The 18390-nt window shown below is 71.2% G+C and carries 15 protein-coding genes; 8 read left to right on the top strand and 7 right to left on the bottom strand.

Features of this window, described 5'->3' with window-relative positions:
* Window positions 1-3 precede the first annotated feature (3 nt).
* From VP06_RS19560 to VP06_RS19535, 6 genes are read left to right on the top strand one after another with little or no spacing between them, the layout of a single operon-like run.
* Window positions 4-243, top strand: coding sequence for a formate dehydrogenase (locus VP06_RS19560; protein ID WP_048465464.1), 240 nt, complete (start codon window positions 4-6; stop codon window positions 241-243).
* Window positions 244-251: 8 nt separating this feature from the next.
* Window positions 252-3194: a formate dehydrogenase subunit alpha gene (locus tag VP06_RS19555; RefSeq protein ID WP_048465463.1), complete on the top strand. Its 2943-nt coding sequence runs from the start codon at window positions 252-254 to the stop codon at window positions 3192-3194.
* A gap of 11 nt (window positions 3195-3205) precedes the next feature.
* Complete coding sequence (fdh3B, locus tag VP06_RS19550) at window positions 3206-3802, top strand: formate dehydrogenase FDH3 subunit beta (protein WP_048465462.1); 597 nt, start codon at window positions 3206-3208, stop codon at window positions 3800-3802.
* Between the two features lie 9 nt (window positions 3803-3811).
* Entirely contained in the window at window positions 3812-4813 is a 1002-nt protein-coding gene (locus VP06_RS19545) for a formate dehydrogenase subunit gamma (RefSeq protein WP_048465461.1), read from the top strand.
* Between the two features lie 18 nt (window positions 4814-4831).
* On the top strand, window positions 4832-5044 hold the full coding sequence (locus VP06_RS19540) for a hypothetical protein (RefSeq protein ID WP_048465460.1): 213 nt from the start codon (window positions 4832-4834) through the stop codon (window positions 5042-5044).
* Window positions 5041-5553: a hypothetical protein gene (locus VP06_RS19535; protein WP_048465459.1), complete on the top strand. Its 513-nt coding sequence runs from the start codon at window positions 5041-5043 to the stop codon at window positions 5551-5553. Before VP06_RS19540 ends, VP06_RS19535 begins: the two co-directional genes overlap by 4 nt.
* Window positions 5554-5840: 287 nt before the next feature.
* On the opposite strand, the gene VP06_RS19530 is transcribed toward VP06_RS19535, so the two are convergent.
* From VP06_RS19530 to VP06_RS19520, 3 genes are read right to left on the bottom strand one after another with little or no spacing between them, the layout of a single operon-like run.
* The gene (locus tag VP06_RS19530; protein ID WP_048465458.1) at window positions 5841-6455 is read right to left on the bottom strand and encodes an alpha/beta hydrolase; all 615 of its coding nucleotides are present in this window, start codon (window positions 6453-6455) and stop codon (window positions 5841-5843) included.
* 22 nt (window positions 6456-6477) lie between these two features.
* Entirely contained in the window at window positions 6478-7242 is a 765-nt protein-coding gene (locus VP06_RS19525) for an HpcH/HpaI aldolase family protein (RefSeq protein ID WP_048465457.1), read from the bottom strand.
* A gap of 29 nt (window positions 7243-7271) precedes the next feature.
* A complete protein-coding gene (locus tag VP06_RS19520) occupies window positions 7272-7949 on the bottom strand; it encodes a glutathione S-transferase family protein (protein ID WP_048465456.1) in 678 nt (225 codons plus the stop codon).
* 124 nt (window positions 7950-8073) lie between these two features.
* On the opposite strand from VP06_RS19520, the gene modB reads away from it, so the two are divergent.
* A complete protein-coding gene (gene modB, locus VP06_RS19515) occupies window positions 8074-8796 on the top strand; it encodes a molybdate ABC transporter permease subunit (protein WP_048465455.1) in 723 nt (240 codons plus the stop codon).
* Complete coding sequence (gene modC / locus VP06_RS19510) at window positions 8793-9887, top strand: molybdenum ABC transporter ATP-binding protein (RefSeq protein ID WP_048465483.1); 1095 nt, start codon at window positions 8793-8795, stop codon at window positions 9885-9887. The genes modB and modC overlap by 4 nt, the downstream gene beginning before the upstream one ends.
* Before the next feature lie 107 nt (window positions 9888-9994).
* Here modC and trxA read toward each other — a convergent pair whose 3' ends face one another.
* The 4 genes from trxA to scpA form a co-directional block, all read right to left on the bottom strand.
* Window positions 9995-10315: a thioredoxin gene (gene trxA / locus VP06_RS19505; protein ID WP_048465454.1), complete on the bottom strand. Its 321-nt coding sequence runs from the start codon at window positions 10313-10315 to the stop codon at window positions 9995-9997.
* Window positions 10316-10457: 142 nt separating this feature from the next.
* The gene (addA, locus tag VP06_RS19500) at window positions 10458-13913 is read right to left on the bottom strand and encodes a double-strand break repair helicase AddA (protein ID WP_048465453.1); all 3456 of its coding nucleotides are present in this window, start codon (window positions 13911-13913) and stop codon (window positions 10458-10460) included.
* 156 nt (window positions 13914-14069) lie between these two features.
* On the bottom strand, window positions 14070-15962 hold the full coding sequence (locus tag VP06_RS19495) for a M23 family metallopeptidase (RefSeq protein WP_048465452.1): 1893 nt from the start codon (window positions 15960-15962) through the stop codon (window positions 14070-14072).
* A 211-nt stretch (window positions 15963-16173) separates the two neighbouring features.
* The gene (scpA, locus tag VP06_RS19490; protein WP_048465451.1) at window positions 16174-18342 is read right to left on the bottom strand and encodes a methylmalonyl-CoA mutase; all 2169 of its coding nucleotides are present in this window, start codon (window positions 18340-18342) and stop codon (window positions 16174-16176) included.
* Window positions 18343-18390 lie beyond the last annotated feature (48 nt).

Below are 18390 nucleotides of genomic sequence, written 5' to 3'. Positions count from 1 at the left end.
GCGATGCGGCAGAGTGACAAGACCCGGAAGGACGGCGAGGGCGGAATCGGGCGGCGGCAGTTCTTCCGTGCGCTCGGCGGCGGCACCGCCGCGGCGGCGGCGGCGGTCGCCTCCGTGCCGCTGACGCCCACCGAGGCCCAGGCCTACGACCCGGGCAATGCCGAGACCCGGTCGCGCTACCGCGAGACCGACCACGTCAAGGCTTTCTACCGCACCAACGGCTACGAGACGCTGAAGAAGTGAGACCCGCGATGCTGACCAAGCGCAGAAGCGGCGTCGCAGGCCGCAGCAACCACCAGGCCCTCGCCGCGGGCCTCACCGCTCCCACCCTCGACCGCCGCGGCTTCCTGCGGAAATCGGGTCTGGCCGCCGGCGGCCTCGCGGCCCTCGGCACGGTCCGGCTCGGCGCGGTGCGCCCGGCTCAGGCCGCCGGCGCGTCGGCCGATCCGGCGCAAGCCGTGATCCGCAAGAACGTCTGCACCCATTGCTCCGTCGGCTGCACCGTCACGGCGGAAGTCGTCAACGGGGTCTGGGTCGGCCAGGAGCCGTCCTGGGCAAGCCCGATCAACCGCGGGGCGCATTGCGCCAAAGGCGCGGCGATCCGCGAGCTGGTCCACAGCGACCGCCGCCTGCGCTACCCGATGAAGGTCGTGAACGGCGAGTGGCAACGCATCTCCTGGGATCAGGCGCTCACCGAGATCACCGACAAGCTCCAGGCGATCCGCACCAAGAACGGCGCGGATTCGGTCTACTGGCTCGGCTCGGCCAAGTTCACCAACGAAGCTGCCTATCTGTTCCGCAAGTTCGCGGCCTATTGGGGCACCAACAACGTCGACCACCAGGCGCGCATCTGCCACTCGACCACGGTGGCGGGCGTCGCCAACACCTGGGGCTACGGCGCCCAGACGAATTCCTACAACGACATCCGCAACGCCAAGACGATGATCATCCTCGGCGGCAACCCGGCCGAGGCGCATCCGATCTCCATGCAGCACGTGCTGTCGGGCAAGGAAATCAACCGCGCCAACATGATCGTCATCGATCCCCGCTTCACCCGCACGGCGGCGCACGCGACCGAATACGTCCGCATCCGCTCGGGCACCGACATTCCGGTGATCTGGGGCATCCTCTGGCACATCTTCCAGAACGGGTGGGAGGACAAGGACTTCATCGCGCAGCGCGTCTACGCGATGGATGATGTCCGCAAGGAAGTCGCCAAGTGGACGCCCGACGAGGTCGAGCGGGTCTCCGGCGTGCCGGGCGAGCAGCTCAAGCGCGTCGCCGAGCTGTTTGCCAAGGAGAAGCCCGCGACGCTGATCTGGTGCATGGGTGCGACCCAGCACACGGTCGGCACCGCCAACGTGCGGGCGCTCTGCATCCTGTGCCTCGCCACCGGCAATGTCGGCAAGCCGGGGACGGGGGCCAACATCTTCCGCGGCCACACCAACGTCCAGGGCGCCACCGACCTTGGCCTCGATGTGACGACGCTGCCGCTCTATTACGGCCTCGTCGAGGGCGGCTGGAAGCACTGGGCCCGGGTCTGGGAGGTCGAGTACGCCTGGCTGCAATCGCGCTTCGATGAAGTCCCCGCCAGCGCCGGCCGCAAGGCCCGCTCGCGCAAGGAGAACATGGAGACCCCCGGTCTCACCTCGACCCGGTGGTTCGACGCGGTGAGCCTGCCGGCCGATCAGGTCGACCAGCGCACGCCGCTGAAGGCCATGATGGTGTTCGGCCATGGCGGCAACACCGTGACCCGGATGCCCGAGGCGGTGAAGGGCATGGCGGAGCTGGACCTGCTCGTCGTCGCCGATCCGCACCCGACCACCTTCGCGGCGATGGATGCCCGCCGGGACAACACCTACCTCCTGCCGATCTGCACCTCGCTGGAGATGGACGGGTCGCGCACGGCCTCGAACCGCTCGCTGCAATGGGGCGAGCAGATCGTGAAGCCGGCCTTCGAGTCGAAGACCGACTACGAGGTGATCTACCGGATGGCGAGCAGGCTCGGCTTCGCCGACAGCTTGTTCAAGAACATCAAGGTGGTGGACGGGATTCCGGTCGCCGAGGACCTGCTGCGGGAGATCAACCGCGGCGGCTGGTCGACAGGCTATTGTGGCCAGAGCCCCGAGCGCCTGAAGGCGCACATGAAGAACCAGCACAAGTTCGACCTCGTCACCTTGCGGGCGCCGAAGGACGATCCGGAGGTCGGCGGCGATTATTACGGCCTGCCCTGGCCGTGCTGGGGCAAGCCGGAGATCCGGCATCCGGGCACCCATATCCTCTACAACACCGCGCTTCACGTGAAGGAGGGTGGCGGCACCTTCCGGGCCCGGTTCGGCACCGAGCGCAACGGGCAGACGCTGCTCGCCGAGGAGTCCTTCTCCAAAGGCTCCGACCTCACCGACGGCTACCCGGAATTCACCTTCGGGGTGTTCCGCAAGCTCGGCTGGGACAAGGACCTGACGGCGGACGAGCTCGCGACGATCCAGCGCATCGGCGGCAACACCCCGGACGCGGTGAGCTGGGCCACCGATCTGTCGGGCGGCATCCAGCGGGTCTGCCTCGATCACGGCGTGATCCCGTTCGGCAACGGCAAGGCCCGGGCCAATGCCTGGAACCTGCCCGACCCGGTGCCGGTCCATCGCGAGCCGATCTACTCGCCGCGGCCCGACCTCGTCGCCAAGTACCCGACGCGGCCCGACGAGCGGCAGTTCCGCATGCCCAATGTCGGCTTCTCGGTGCAGAAGGCGGCGATCGATCGCGGGATCGCCAAGCAGTTCCCGATCATCCTGTCGTCGGGCCGCCTCGTCGAATACGAGGGCGGCGGCGAGGAGACCCGGTCGAATCCCTGGCTCGCCGAGTTGCAGCAGGACATGTTCGTCGAGGTCAATACCCAGGACGCCGCCGAGCGCGGCATCAAGGACGGGCAGTTCGTCTGGGTCTACGGGCCGGAGAACACCGCCAAGACCAAGGTGAAGGCCCTGGTCACCGACCGCGTCGCCAGGGGCGTCGCCTGGATGCCGTTCCACTTCTCGGGCTGGTACCAGGGCAAGGACATGCGCGGCTTCTACCCGAAGGGCGCCGACCCGGTGGTGCTGGGTGAGAGCGTCAACACCGTCACCACCTACGGCTTCGATCCCGTCACGGGCATGCAGGAGACCAAGGTGACCCTCTGTCAGATCAGCGCGGCGTAAGGGGGATCCTGATGGCCAGAATGAAGTTCCTCTGCGACGCCGACCGCTGCATCGAGTGCAACGCCTGCGTCACCGCCTGCAAGAACGAGCACGAGGTGCCGTGGGGCATCAACCGCCGCCGGGTCATCACCCTCAACGACGGCAAGCCCGGCGAGCGCTCGGTCTCGATGGCCTGCATGCACTGCACCGACGCGCCCTGCGCGGCGGTATGCCCGGTGAACTGCTTCTACACCACGGCCGATGCCGTGGTGCTGCATTCCAAGGACCTGTGCATCGGCTGCGGCTACTGCTTCTACGCCTGCCCGTTCGGAGCGCCGCAATATCCGCGGGTCGGCAATTTCGGTTCCCGCGGCAAGATGGACAAGTGCACCTACTGCTCGGGCGGCCCGGAGCCCGACCTCTCGGTCGCCGAGTACGAGAAATACGGCTCGAACCGCCTGGCGGAAGGCAAGCTGCCGCTCTGCGCCGAGATGTGCTCGACCAAGTCGCTGCTCGCCGGCGACGGCGAGATGATCGCCCAGATCTACAAGGAGCGGGTGATCAAGCGCGGCTACGGCTCGGGCGCCTGGGGCTGGAAGACGGCCTACCGCGAGACGATCGCGATCTGAGGGACTTCGATGCGCAGGCTGACCTCCCTCCTCCTCCTGGCGGCGACCCTCGCCCTGACGGCGCCCGCCGTCGCCCAGGTGCGCGCGCCCGACGGCGCGCCCAACCCCACCGCCTCCTCGGTCAACGAGGAAATGCTGTTCAAGCAGGATCCGACGATCCACGGCCGGATCTCGATTCCGAACGCCACCGCCGCCAACCTGATCCAGCCGCAGGGGCGGGAATGGCGTCAGTTCCGCGAAGCCTGGCTGCCGTGGATCGGTGCCCTCGCGGTGCTCGGCATGCTCGGCGCTCTCGCCGCGTTCTACTTCACCCGCGGCCGCATCCGCCTCGAGCACAGCGAGGAATCGGGCAAGAAGATCCTGCGCTTCAACAGCTTCGAGCGCTTCTCGCACTGGATGACGGCGAGCTGCTTCATCGTGCTGTCGCTGTCGGGGCTGAACTACATCTTCGGCAAGCGGCTGCTAATGCCGTTGATCGGGCCGGAGGCGTTCGCGACGCTGGCCCAATATGCGAAGTACGCGCATATCTACCTCGCCTGGCCGTTCATGCTCGGCGTGCTGTTCATGCTGGTCCTGTGGATCAAGGACAACATCCCGGGCCGGATCGACTGGATCTGGCTCAAGCAGGGCGGCGGCCTCCTCGGCGACGCGCATCCGAGCGCCGGGCGCTTCAATGCCGGCCAGAAGATGATTTTTTGGATGGTCGTCGGCTTCGGCTTCGCCATGGGCGCCACCGGCCTGATGATGATCTTCCCGTTCGCCGTCACCGACATCAACGGGATGCAGGTCATGCAGGTGATCCATTCGCTGATCGGCGTCGTGTTCATCGCCGGCATCCTGGCGCACATCTATATCGGCTCCCTCGGCATGGAGGGCGCCTACGACGCCATGGGCAGCGGTGAGGTGGATCTCGCCTGGGCCAAGGTCCACCACGATCTCTGGGTCAAGGAACAGCAGGCCAAGACCGCGAGCGGGCCGCAGCTCGGCCGCGGTCAGGTGCCGGCGGAATAGAGCGGGGTGGAGAGAGCGATGAAAGCCTTCCTGGTCGCGGTAGCGGCGGCCCTGGTGCTGGCGAGCGCGGCGAGTTTCTTGCTCGCCGAGAACCAGCGTTTCGCCTACCAGGCTTTCGCCACCTCCGGCGCGCGGGTCTCGGATCCGGGCACCAACCTCGTCGGCCCGCGCTGGACCGGCGATATCGCGGAGCCCGGCAAGGCCGGCCACAAGGCGGAGGCGGGCTCGTGAGCCGGACCAGCATCGTCGTCCTCGCCGCCGCGATCCTCGCCGTGAGCGTGGGCAGCCCGCATGCGGCCGGCCCGCCGGCCAACCTGTGCCAGGAACTCGTCGCCTTCGTGCATCCGAAAGCGCCGGACGCCGCCCCGAGCGCTCCGCAACCCGCGACCGCCGCCGTGCAGGCGCCCGACCGCGGCGCCGCGCAGCTGCCGAGCAGCGGCGCCGGCGAGACGCAGCAGAAATCGGGCCTGAGCGGCCCGGTGGCCCAGACCGGGCCCGGCGCCTCGGGGCCGCAGGGGCAGGCTCAGGCGCAGTCCCAGGCCGCCCCGGCTCCGGCCGGGACGCCGGCGCAGAAGAAGCCGAGCCCCGAGCAGATCGCTCAGGTCGATGCCGCGGCGGAGGCGAACGACATCCGGGCCTGCCGGGCGGCGGCGCAGTCGATCCGGCGTGCCGGGGTGGTGATGCCGGCGCCGTTGCTCGCGCTGTCGGCGTTGGATCCGACGTTCTTCGCGGCACAGTGAGACTCCTGGCGGCACAGTGAGAATCCTGCGTCTTCGACGATCCTCACAGCCGGGATAACCGCTTCCGCCGGACGGTGATCCCGGATGGATCCATCCGGCTTCGCTCAGGCGCCGCGCGGATTGATGAGACGGCGTTCGGAAGAATTCTTCCGGATGCCATCTCGACGTCATCCTCGGTCATCGGCCTCGCAGGAGGGCGGCGACACGTCGAACTGGCTTCCCGGCCCCGTCGCTCGCGGCCGGGCCCGCGAGCGCATCGATGCGTCGGCCTCTCGGGCCCCGGGAACTCACGGCCGCCCGGTCAGCCACGTCTTCGCCCGCACCAGATCCGCCTGCGACAGGCCGTGTCCGGCGGGCAGCACCTCGTGGGTGACCCGTGCGCCCGCCGCGGTGAGCAGCCCGGCGAGATGCGCGGCATTGTCCGCCGGCACGATCGGGTCCATCCGGCCCGACAGGATCAGGACCGGCTCACCGGCGAGCCGCCCGGGCGGCGGAGCGGAGAGCGGCACCATCGCCCGCAGCAGCACCGCCCCGGCGAGCACGCCCGGATGCAGCAGCATCAGGGCGGCGGCGATGTTGGCGCCGTTCGAGAAGCCGACGGCGAGCGGCGCCGCAAGACCGTATTCCTCCCGCGCTGCCGCGACGAAGCCCGCCAGGTCGCCGGCCCGGCGCAGCACGTCGGCCTCGTCGAACACGCCCTCGGCGAGGCGCCGGAAGAAGCGCGGCGCGCCGCCCTCCAGCACCTGGCCCCGGGGCGATAGCAGGGCCGCCCCGGGCGACAGGGCCCGGCCGAGGGGCAGGAGGTCGTCCTCGTCGCCCCCGGTGCCGTGCAGGAGCAGGAGCGGCACCGCATCCGGATCGGCGGCGGGTTCGAAGCGGTGCTGGAACGACAGGGCGGCCATCGGATCCCTCCGGGCGGTGGTGTCAGCTGTTGAAGAGGGCCGCGACCCGCTGCGTCTCGCGGGCGAGCAGGAAGGCGTCGCCCGCCACCGCCACGAAGCCGAAGCCGGCCTCGAAATCGGCCTTGGCGCCGGTCTCGTTGAAGTTGAGCAGGCCCGCCGCCTTGCCGGCCCCGCGGATCCGCGGCAGGGCCGCGGAGATCGCCGCGCGCACCGGAGCGGCGCCGGGCTCCCCGAGATGGCCCATGCTGGCGGCGAGATCGTTCGGCCCGATGAAGACGCCGTCGACCCCCTCGATTGCGGCGATCGCGCCGGCGGCCTCCAGCGCCTCCTTGGTCTCGACCTGCACGATCACGCAGACCTCGTCGCCCGAGCGGGCATGGTAATCCGGCCGCAATCCGTAGCCGGTCGCCCGGGAGGTGCCGGCAAAGCCCCGGATGCCGTGCGGCGGATAGCGCGTCGCCGCGACGGCCCGGCGCGCCTCCTCGGCATTCTGCACGAACGGGAACATCAGCGAGCGGGCGCCCTGGTCGAGCAGGCGCTTGACCATCACCGGCTCGTTCCACGGCACCCGCACCACCGGCTCGGCGGTGCCGCCCTCGGCCGCCCGCAGGTGATCGACGACCTGGATCAGGTCGTTGGGCGAATGCTCCATGTCGATCAGCATCCAGGCGAAGCCGGCGCCGGCGGCGAGTTCGGTGATGCCCGGCGAGCCGGTGGTCATCCACAGGCCGGGCAGCCGGCGGCCCTCGGCGAGGCCGCGCTTGAACGGGTTGTCGAAGGATTTCATGGCGTCTCCTCCCTGGTTCTGGTGCCGGCTCAGACGGCCGGCTTCAGGTGCTTGAACATGTGGCTGCGCGCCTCGGCGTCGAATTCCGCCTTGAAGGGGAAGCGGTCCTTCAGGGCGACGGCCCTGGCGGCGGCAGGCCGCGCGGCGATCGCGTCGTGATGGCGCTTGAGGTTCGGGACGGCGTCGAAGGCGCCCTCGCCCAGCACGAAGGGCACCATCCGGGCCCAGCCCCAGACCGCCATGTCGACGATGCCGTAAGCCTCGCCCACCATCCACTCGCGCCCGGCGAGGTGCCGGTCGAGCACGCCGTAATGGCGCTTCGCCTCGAACTGGTAGCGCTCGTTGGCGTAAGGCACCTTTTCGGGGGCGAAATGGCGGAAATGCACCGCCTGGCCGGAGAACGGCCCGATGCCGGTCGCGACGAACATCAGCCAGGACAGGAGCGCGCTGCGCTCGGCGGCAGGGGGCAGGAACTGGCCGGTCTTCTCGGCGAGGTAGAGCAGGATCGCGTTCGAATCGAACACCACGGTGCCATCGTCGACGATCACCGGCACCTTGCCGTTCGGGTTGAGCGCGAGGAATTCGGCGGAGAACTGCTCGCCCTTGCGGGTATCGACCGCCACCGGCTCGTAGGCGAGCCCCGCCTCCTCCAGGAAGAGCGCGACCTTGGTCGGGTTGGGCGAGCCGTTGAAGTAGAAGGTGATCATCGGGGCCTCCGGGGAGCGGCGGGGAGCCGCGCGCCACAGGGCCCCAGATACCGGCTGGGATCAATCGGACGGCCCGAAACCCAGCGTTGCCGTGCGGGGCCTGGACTCCGGGCGCCGATCCGCCATGGTGCGGGATCGACCCCGCAGAAAGCCCCCTGCCCTGTTCCTCACCCCCGACGAGTGGAGCGCGCTCCAGCTCAGCCTGCTGGTGGCGGGCGTGGCGACGCTGGCGAGCCTGCTGCCGGGCCTCACCGTGGCGTATCTCCTCGCCCGCCGGGAGTTCCGCGGCCGGGCGCTCCTCGACGGGCTGGTCCACCTGCCGCTGATCCTGCCGCCGGTGGTGACCGGCTACCTGCTGCTCCTCGCCTTCGGGCGGCGCGGGTGGCTCGGGCCGGCCTTGGCGGAGATCGGCATCGTGTTCTCGTTCCGCTGGACCGGGGCGGCGCTCGCCTGCGCGGTGATGGGGTTCCCGCTGATGGTCCGGGCGATGCGGCTGTCCCTCGAGGCGGTCGACCGCAAGCTGGAGCAGGCCGCCGGCACGCTCGGGGCCTCGCCGGTCGCGGTGTTCCTCGTCGTGACGCTGCCGCTCTCCCTGCCGGGCATCCTCGCCGGGGCGGTGCTGGCCTTCGCCAAGGCGATGGGGGAGTTCGGCGCCACCATCACCTTCGTGTCGAACATCCCGGGCGAGACCCAGACCCTGCCATCCGCGATCTACACCCTGACCCAGGTGCCGGGGGGCGAGGCGGGCGCCCTGCGCCTCACCCTGGTCTCGGTCGCCCTGTCGATGGCGGCGCTCCTTGCCTCCGAGTGGCTGGCCCGGCGGGCCCGGCGCAGGCTGGGCGCATGATCGAGGTCGCGATCCGGCACAGCCGCGGCGCCTTCACGCTCGACGCGGCCTTCACGGCGGAAGGGCGGGTCACCGCGCTGTTCGGCCGCTCCGGCTCCGGCAAGTCGACCCTCGTCGACGTGATCGCCGGGCTCGTGCGGCCGGATCACGGGCGGGTGGTGGTCGACGGTGTCCGGCTGGTCGATACGGCCGCAGGCATCCGGGTGCCGGTGCACCGGCGCCGGATCGGCTACGTCTTCCAGGAGGCGCGGCTGCTGCCGCATCTCAGCGTGCGGCAGAACCTGCTGTTCGGGCGCTGGTTCGCCCGCGACCGAGCGGGCGGCCCGAGCCTCGCGGCGGTGGCCGATCTCCTGGGGCTCACCCCCCTGCTCGACCGGAGGCCGGCCGGGCTGTCGGGCGGGGAGCGCCAGCGGGTGGCGATCGGCCGGGCCCTGCTCGCCCGCCCGCGGCTCCTCTTGATGGACGAGCCGCTTTCGGCCCTCGACGAGGCGCGCAAGGCCGAGATCCTGCCCTACGTGGCGCGCCTGCGCGACGAGGCGCGGGTCCCGATCGTCTATGTCAGCCACGCAATCGCCGAGGTGGCGCGCCTCGCCGACACGGTGGTGGTGCTGGATCAGGGACGGGTGGCGGCCTGCGGCCCCGCGGCCGACGTGCTGCGCCGGGGCGCCCTGTTCCCGGGCCGCGAGACCGGGGAGACCGGCGCCCTCCTGCATCTGCGGGTCGCCGCCCACGACGACGCTTTCGGCCTCACCCGGCTCGACGGGCCGCCCGGCTGCCTGACCGTGCCGCGCCTCGACCGGCCGGTCGGAACCGGGTTGCGGGTGCGGGTGCGGGCCCGCGACGTGCTGGTGGCGTGCGAGGCGCCGCGCTCCTTGAGCGCCCGCAACGTCCTCCCGGGCACCGTCACCGCCGTGACCCCGGGCGACGGCGCCCATGCGCGGGTGGAGATCGCCTGCGGCGGGGCGAGCCTGGTCGCCGAGGTGACGCGGCTCGCCGTCCGCGACCTCGCCCTCGTGCCGGGACTGCCGGTCCTGGCGATCGTCAAGAGCGTCGCCTTCGACGAGGAGACGATCGGGGCGGTGGAGATCTGACCACGCCCCCGGGCACGGGAGCCCGTCCGGGGAGATCCCCTCCGACGCCATAAAGGAAAGCCCGGCCTCCCGGCCGGGCTTCTCACCAATCGACCAGTCCGTCGCGCTCAGGCGTTGGACTGGATCCAGCGGGACAGGTCGCCCTTCGGCTTGGCGCCGACCATCTGACCGGACAGCTCGCCGCCCTTGAAGATCATCAGCGTCGGAATCGAGCGGATGCCGTACTGGGCCGAGATCCCGGGATTCTCGTCCACGTTGACCTTGGCGATCTTCACCCGGCCGTTCATCTCGCTGGAGATCTCCTCCAGCGCCGGGCCGATCGCCCGGCACGGGCCGCACCACTCGGCCCAGAAATCCACCACGACGGGCTCCGCCGATTGCAGGACGTCCTGCTCGAAGCTCGCGTCGGTCACCTTCACGGTTGCCATCGCCAAAATCCTTCCGGTCGAGAAGCCGGCCACCTCTGCGGGCCGGTCCGCGTGAGCAGGAACGTAAGAACCGCGCGCGGGCCGATCAAGCGCAACCGTCGCGCCATCCCCGCTCTGCTCGTGCGCCGGCGCACCCCCGGGGTCAGGCCAGCGTGGCGAGGGCGGCGTCGCATTCCTCCGGCGTCAGGCGCCGCACCACCGGTCCCGCGGTCCAGACCAGGAGCGGGTGCAAGGCCCGGCTCGGATAGATCGTCGCCAGGAGGCGCGCATAGAGCGCGACCTGCGCCGCCTGCCCGCGCGGGATCGGCGCCCTCTCCAGGGGAGGCCGGCCGGTCTTGAAGTCGACGAGCCAGACCGCCGCCTCGGTCACGGCGATCCGGTCGACCCGGCCATGCACCGGGCGCGGAACGCCTCCGACCACGATGTGGCCGGCGAGCGTCACCTCGGCCCGGGCCGCCGGCCCGAACAGCACCGCGAGATCGGGATCGTCGAGGAGCCGCAGGGCTTGCGCCGCGATGGCGGCGCGCTGCCTCGGATCGAGGCCCGGGGCGCGGGCAGCCACGAAAGCCTCCGCGGCCGCCGGCCGGCGCTCGGGCGCGAGGCCCGGCAGATGCTCCAGCAGGGAATGGACCAGCACGCCGCGGCGGCGGGCCGCCGGGTCGCTGGAGCGGGCCTCCGAGCGGCGCGGCTCATCGGCCGCCCCCAGACCGGAGGGGCGCAAGGGTGGCAGCGGCTCGGCCTCGGGCATCACCGGACGGTGCAGCCAGTCCGGCACCGCCTCGGCTTCGGGCACGGGCACGGCCGTCGCGGGCGGCTCCGGCAGGGCGGCGCCTTCGCGCCAGCTCTCCGCCGGGCCGTAGGGCATCTCCGCCACCGCGACGCCGCCGAACTGATGCACCAGGCCGCGGCGGATCATCTCGCACCAGGCTTCGGCCGGGGTCTCCTTGTCGTTGCCGGAATAGGGCGCGATCACCAGCCGGTCCTTGGCCCGGGTCATGGCGACGTAGAGCAGGCGGTTATGCTCCTCCCCGGCCTTGGCGTGGAGCGCGTCGCGCGCCGCCGCGACGCCTGAACTGTCATGGGCCTTGGCACTCGACCAGACCGGCACGGTGCTGCCGTCCTCGAGCCGGATCGGAATCAGGGGCGGGTCGCGCCCGAGGGCGTCGCAGCCGTCGAGCACCAGCACCAGGGGCGCCTCCAGGCCCTTGGCCCCGTGCACCGTCATCACCCGCACCTCGTCGCGGGCGGAATCGAGGTCGCGCTTCACCGTGTGGCCGCCGGCATCGCGCCCGCCGCTCGGGGCGTAGCGGGACAGGAACCCGGTCAGCGAGGGCGCGTCCGGCCCGGCCTCGGCCTGGGCGGCGGCGGTGAGGAAGACGTCGATGGCGTCCCCCGCCTCGCCGCCGAGGCGCCGGACCAGGAGCGCCCGGCCCCCCAGCGGCCCGAGCAGCTCGGCGTAGAAGCCGAACGGCCCGTGCGCCCGGGCGAGGGCCGCCCAGCCATCGAGTGCCGCGGCGCCGCGCAGGGCCGCCGGATCGCCGGACTCGGCATGACGGCGTAGCGCCGCGACGAGCGACTCGGCCGGGTCGCGCCCGGCCGCGATGCCGACGAGATCGTCGTCGGTGAGGCCGACCAGCGGCGTCTTGAGCGCGGTGGCGAGCGTCAGGTCGTCCTGCGGCAGCAGGGCGGCGCGGCCAGCCGCCACGAGGTCGAGGACCGCGATATGGGCGGCGATGTCGAGGCGATCCTGGCCGGCCACCGGCACGTCCTCGGCCTTGAGCGCCCGGATCACGCCCTCGAAGGCCGCCGAGCGCTTGCGCACCAGGATCAGCACCTCGCCGGGCCGCCAGACCCGGCCGGTTTCGTCGCCCTTGGTGGTCCAGAGCCGCACCGCCCTGGCGACCCGGCGGGCGGTCACGAGGGCCGGCGCCCCGGCCTCGATCGCGTCGACCGGATGGGTCCAGGCGTCGGGCTCCGCCTCGGCGCTCGGCCGCTCGACCGGCCACAATTCGATCTGGCCCGGCGCCCGCACCCGGGCGGTGGAATGCACGGTGCCGATTGCGGTGTCGCCGAAGGACAGGCCGCGATAGTGATCGGCGAGCGCGAAGGTCGCGTCGACCGCCCGCAGCACCCCGATCGCCGAGCGGAACGACAGGGTCAGGCCGACATCGGCGAAGGGCAGCCCCGCCGCTTCCGATTCCCTGCGCCAGGCCCGCCGCGTGGTCTCGAACTCCTCCGGGGCGGCTCCTTGAAAGCTGTAGATCGACTGCTTCGGGTCGCCGACGGCGAAGCGGGTGCGGGCAAGCCCGTTGCCCGCGTCGCGGGCCCCCTCCCCGGCGCAGAAATCCTCGGTGATCCGGCGCAGGATCTCCCATTGCTGCGGGTTGGTGTCCTGCGCCTCGTCGATCAGCACGTGGTCGACGCCGCGGTCGAGCTTGTACAGCACCCAGGCCGAATCGACCCGCGTCAGCAGGTCGAGGGTTTTGTGGATCAGGTCGTCGAAATCGAGGGCGCCGAGGCGGGCCTTCTGCGCCTCCATCCGGCGGTGGATCTCGGCCGCCAGGGTGAACAGGGCCTCGGTGCGGGCATAGGCCCGGGCGGCCTTGAGGTGGTCGCGCAAGCCCGCGAGCCGCGCCTGCTCGGCGAGCAGGGCCTCCTTGGCGTCGGCCGGCACCGCCTTGGTGCCCAAGGACGAGGCGGCGTAGGCGTCACCCTCGCCCTCGTCCTTGAAGAACGCCGCCAGGGTGAGGGTCAGCCGGGCCGGGCCGGAGGCGGAGGCGGCGAGCGCCAGCGCGTCGGCGCGCTTCTCGTCGGTGGCCTTGCCCGTGCGCAACGCCGCGATCAGCCCGGCGAGGTCGGGGCCGCCGTCGAGCATCCTGGCCTCGATCGTCGCCAGGGTCTCGCCGCGGGCCAATCCCAGCGCGTCCCGCAGGGCGTCGAGGCGGGCCGGCAGCCCGTCCGGATGGCCGATCACGCCGCGATTCTGCACCGCCGCCGTCATCGCCCGGCGCAAGGCGTCGCCCGCCGCCTCGGGGGCGACGAGGGCGAGCGCCGCGGCGAGGTCCGGATGGCGCGTATCGACCGCGTCGGCCAGCACGTTGTCGATCGTCCGGTCGATCGCCTCGCGGGTCTGGGCCTCGTCCAGCACCACGAAACGGGCCGGGACGTTGGCCTCGAACGGCACGAGATGCAGCAGCCGCTCGCAGAGGGCGTGCAGGGTCTCGATCTTGAGCCCGCCGGGCGTCTCGACGGCGCGGGCGAACAGGCGCCGGGCCCGCCGCAGGGTGGCGCCGTCCGGCGCCTCGCCCTCCAGCGCCGTCAGCTCCGCGCGGAGCGCCGCCTCGTCGAGGGTGACCCAGCGGCCGAGGCGCTCGAACACCCGGATCGCCATGTTGGCGGCAGCGGCCTTGGTGAAGGTGAGGCACAGGATCTTGGCCGGGGCGGCGCCGTGCAGCAGCAGGCGCACCACCCGGTCGGTGAGCACCTTGGTCTTGCCCGCCCCCGCATTGGCCGACACCCAGGCCGAGGCCCGCGGATCCGCGGCCCGCCTTTGCGCCTCCTGCGTCAGCCCGTCGACGACGAACCCCTCGATCCCCATCCGCACTCCCGCCGATTCTACACGGCCATTCTGCCGCGCTCGCATTCAACGGGGCGTTGCCTCAAGCGGGATCGCCGGGCGGTGCACAGGGATTTGAGAGAGCGTGGCGGCTGGGGCACAGGGATGCCGGCGCGTCCGATCCGGCGAGACGCGCCCTTACGTCCGCTCCGCCACAGGCTTCCCGCCATGCCGCTGGCGCAAGGCGTTGATCTGCTCCTCGGCCTGGCGGAAGGCGGCGAGGCTCGGGCCGGTGAGTTCGCGGGCGCTCGGCAGGCGGATCTTCATCGGATCGACGAAGCGGCCGTTGATCGCGACCTCGTAATGGACGTGGGGACCGGTCGAGAGGCCGGTGGTGCCGACCGCGCCGATCACCTGGCCGAGGCGCACCCGGGCGCCCGGCGCGATGCCGTGGGCGATCCGCGCCATGTGGTTGTAGGCGGTGGTGTAGCCGTTGGCGTGCTGGATCTCGACCCGGTTGCCGTAGCCCGAGCGGGCCCCGGCCGAGATCACCGTGCCGTCGCCGGTCGCCATGATCGGGGTGCCGCGGGTCGCCGCCCAGTCGACGCCGTTATGCGGCCGGTAATAGCCGAGGATCGGGTGCAGGCGGGCGCCGAAGGGCGACGAGATCCGCCCCTCCGCCACCGGGCGGCGCATCAGGAATTTCTGGCTCGAACGGCCGTTCGGGTCGAGATAGTCGACCTCGGACGAGCCCGGCACCCGGTAGCGGTAGAGGCCGTAGGTCTCGTCATGGACGCGCAGGCCCACGAAGAGCAGTTCCGGCCTGGCATCGTCGTCCTCGGTGAAGACCAGTTCGGCCCGGTCGCCCGGGGTGGTGCGCTGCTGCAAGTCGGTGCTTGTCGCCAGCGCCATCACCATCTCCTCGATGATCGGGCGCGGCACGCCGTTCTTGAGCGCGGTGCCGTAGAGGCTCTCGTAGAGGGTGACGCCGGATTCGTCGGCCTCGGCCTGAGAAGCGCCGGCGCGGGGCGGTGCCACCGAGACGAAGCCGCCGCGGTCGTTGGCCGCCACGATCTCCTGGACGCCGTCCTCGCCGTAGAGGGTGACCCGGACGATGCCGCGCTCGCCGGCCTTGCCGTCAGGGCCTTTGCCGTCGCCCTCGGGGGCGACGAGCAGGCGCACGTGCTGGCCCTCGGGCAGATCGCCCTTGGCCCGGGCGCTGAGGCTGCCCAGCATCGCGGACAGGCGGGCCGGGTCGGCGCCGTTGCGCTTCAGGAGATCCGCCAGGCTCTGGTCCTTGGCGAGCACGAGGTCGCGCTCCTCGAACAGCCGGGCCCCGGCGCCCTCCCCGCCGGTGCCGGTCTCGGCGATCTCGGTCAGGTTCTCGGGCAGGATGCGGACCTCGATGTTGCGGAAGCGCGCCTCCATCGCAGGATCGTCGGGCAACGCCGCCGGCCGCAAGGCCCGGGAGAGCAGGCGCTCGGCCGGGAAGGCCGGCGGCAGCGACCCGCCGGAAAGGTTCTGGGTCTCGGCCACCAAAGCGTCGACCTCGTCGTCGGTGAGGGCCGGCGCGCCCTCCTCCAGCGACGCCTCGGCGAGGGGGCTGCGGGTCAGGGTCACGGCGGTCTCGGCCGGGTCGGTGTCGCCCTCGGCCACGGCCGGCGCCTCGATCCGGGCGCTGCGCAGGGGATCGAAGGGCGGGACCGGCACGTCGGGCGCGCGCAACGGCAGCTCGGTGGCCATCTGCACGTAGGCGTGGACGCGGATCACCTCGCGATCGCCGGCGCGCTCGGTCATCGGCGCCTTGAAGGCGGTCTTGGCCGCCACGATCATCTCGTCGCGCACCAGCCGGTCGCCCTTGCGGGCGACCTCGCCGGACCCGCCCTCGCCGTGCGGCGGCAGCGCCCGTTCCGGCAGGGCCGCCACCACGCCGTCGGCAGCGGCCAGGTAGAGCGAGATTCCAATCAGCCCGGCGCCGGTCACGCCGGTGAGCAGGCTGCCGGCGAGCCAGCGCAGGTTGAGGGCCTGCCGGGGCGGCCGCGACGCGGCGGGAGCAGCGGGAAGGGAGGGCGCGTCGACGAAAGCGGACAAGGAAGCGGGCCCTGGATTCAGGCGGAAGGCTGAACGCCGCCCTTGGCGCCGAAACCGTGACCGTTTTGAGACGCGGGCCCTGCCCTTATACCAACGGCCCAAGATGCTGACGCATCGGGCCGTTGACCCATCTCGAATTTTCGATGTCAAGCCAGAGGCTTGGCGAAAATTCGAGAACAGAACCAAAGGTCGTTTTCAACGACCGTTGGTATTACTCCGCGGCGGCGCGGGCCGCGTAGCCGAGCCGGACGTTCAACTCGTCGATCAGCGCGCTTGCGGCCTCCGCGATGACGGTGCCGGGCGGGAAGATCGCCGAGGCGCCGGCCTGGCGGAGCGCCGCGAAATCGCCCGGCGGGATCACGCCGCCGACCACGATCATCACGTCGGGCCGGCCGGCCTCGTCGAGGGCCCGCTTCAATTCCGGCACCAGGGTGAGATGGCCGGCGGCCAGCGACGAGACGCCGACGATGTGGACGTCGTTCTCCACCGCCTGGCGCGCCGCCTCCTCGGGGGTGGCGAAGAGCGGCCCGATATCGACGTCGAAGCCGAGATCGGCGAAGGCCGAGGCGATCACCTTCTGGCCGCGGTCGTGCCCGTCCTGGCCCATCTTGGCGACCAGGATGCGGGGACGGCGCCCATCCGCCTCCTCGAACGCCTCGACCTGTCCGCGCACCCGCTCGACCGCCGCCGACATGCCGCCCATCTCCCGCTTGTAGACGCCCGAGATCGCCCGGATCTCGGCCCGGTGCCGGCCCCAGGCCCGCTCCAGAGCCTCCGAGATCTCGCCCACCGTGGCCTTCGCCCGCGCCGCCTCGACGGCCAGCGCCAGCAGGTTGCCGGAGCCTTGCGCCGCCTCGGTGAGGGCCGCCAGCCGCGCCGCGACTGCCTGGCCGTCGCGCTCGGCGCGCAGGCGCTTCAGCTTGTCGATCTGGAGGGTGCGGACATTGCCGTTATCGACCCGCAGGAGATCGATCGCCCGGTCGCCATCCGGCTTGTAGCGGTTGACGCCGACGATGACCTGCTGGCCCGAATCGATCCGCGCCTGGGTGCGGGCCGCCGCCTCCTCGATGCGCAGCTTCGGGATGCCGGCCTCGATCGCCTTGGCCATGCCGCCCAAAGCCTCGACTTCGCGGATATGGGAAGAGGCCCGGGCGACGAGGTCCTGGGTCAGCCGCTCGACGTAATAGGAGCCGCCCCACGGATCGATGATCCGGGTGGTGCCGCTCTCCTGTTGCAGGAACAGCTGGGTGTTGCGGGCGATGCGGGCCGAGAAGTCGGTCGGCAGCGCCAGCGCCTCGTCGAGCGCGTTGGTGTGCAGCGACTGGGTGCCCCCTTGCGTCGCCGCCATCGCCTCGACGCAGGTGCGGGTGACGTTGTTGAACACGTCCTGCGCCGTCAGCGACCAGCCCGAGGTCTGCGAGTGGGTGCGCAACGCCAGCGACTTGTCGGATTTCGGGGAGAAGTCCTTGACCAGGGAGGCCCAGAGCAGGCGCGCCGCCCGCATCTTGGCCACCTCCATGAAGAAGTTCATCCCGATCGCCCAGAAGAACGACAGACGGGGAGCGAACTTGTCGATGTCGAGCCCCGCCGCCATCCCGGCACGGATATACTCGACGCCGTCGGCGAGCGTGTAGGCCAGTTCGAGGTCCTGCGTCGCCCCGGCCTCCTGCATGTGGTAGCCGGAGATCGAGATCGAGTTGAACTTCGGCATGTTGGCCGAGGTATAGGCGAAGATGTCCGAGATGATCCGCATCGACCCGGCCGGCGGGTAGATGTAGGTGTTGCGGACCATGAACTCCTTGAGGATGTCGTTCTGGATCGTGCCGGCGAGTTTTTCCGGCGGAACACCCTGCTCCTCGGCCGCGACGATGTAGAGGGCGAGAACCGGCAGCACCGCGCCGTTCATCGTCATCGACACGGTCATCTGGTCGAGGGGAATCCCCGAAAAGAGCGTCCGCATGTCGTAGATCGAATCGATCGCCACGCCCGCCATGCCGACATCGCCCGACACCCGCGGATGGTCGGAATCGTAGCCGCGATGGGTGGCGAGGTCGAAAGCGACCGACAGGCCCTTCTGCCCGGCCGCGAGGTTGCGGCGGTAGAAGGCGTTCGAATCCTCCGCCGTGGAGAAGCCGGCATATTGCCGGATCGTCCAGGGCTGGGTCGCGTACATGGTGGGATAGGGGCCGCGCAGGAACGGCGCGATGCCCGGATAGGAGCCGGCGAGGTCGATCCCGTCCCGGTCCTGCGGGCCGTAAGACGCCTTCACGGGAATGCCCTCGGGAGTCATCCAGGGCTCGGCGGCGGTCGCAGCCGCGGCTTGATGGGCCGCAGCGGCCGGCGCGAAGGCGATTTCCGAGAAATCCGGGATGCGGGTCATCGGCCTGCGGCTCTCATGGCTGGCGTTCCTGTCGCCAAACTTATAGGA

Source organism: Methylobacterium aquaticum, assembly GCF_001043915.1.
Lineage (GTDB): Bacteria > Pseudomonadota > Alphaproteobacteria > Rhizobiales > Beijerinckiaceae > Methylobacterium > Methylobacterium aquaticum.
Note: the sequence above shows the minus strand (reverse complement) of the source record. Positions and strands in the feature narration are given on the sequence as shown.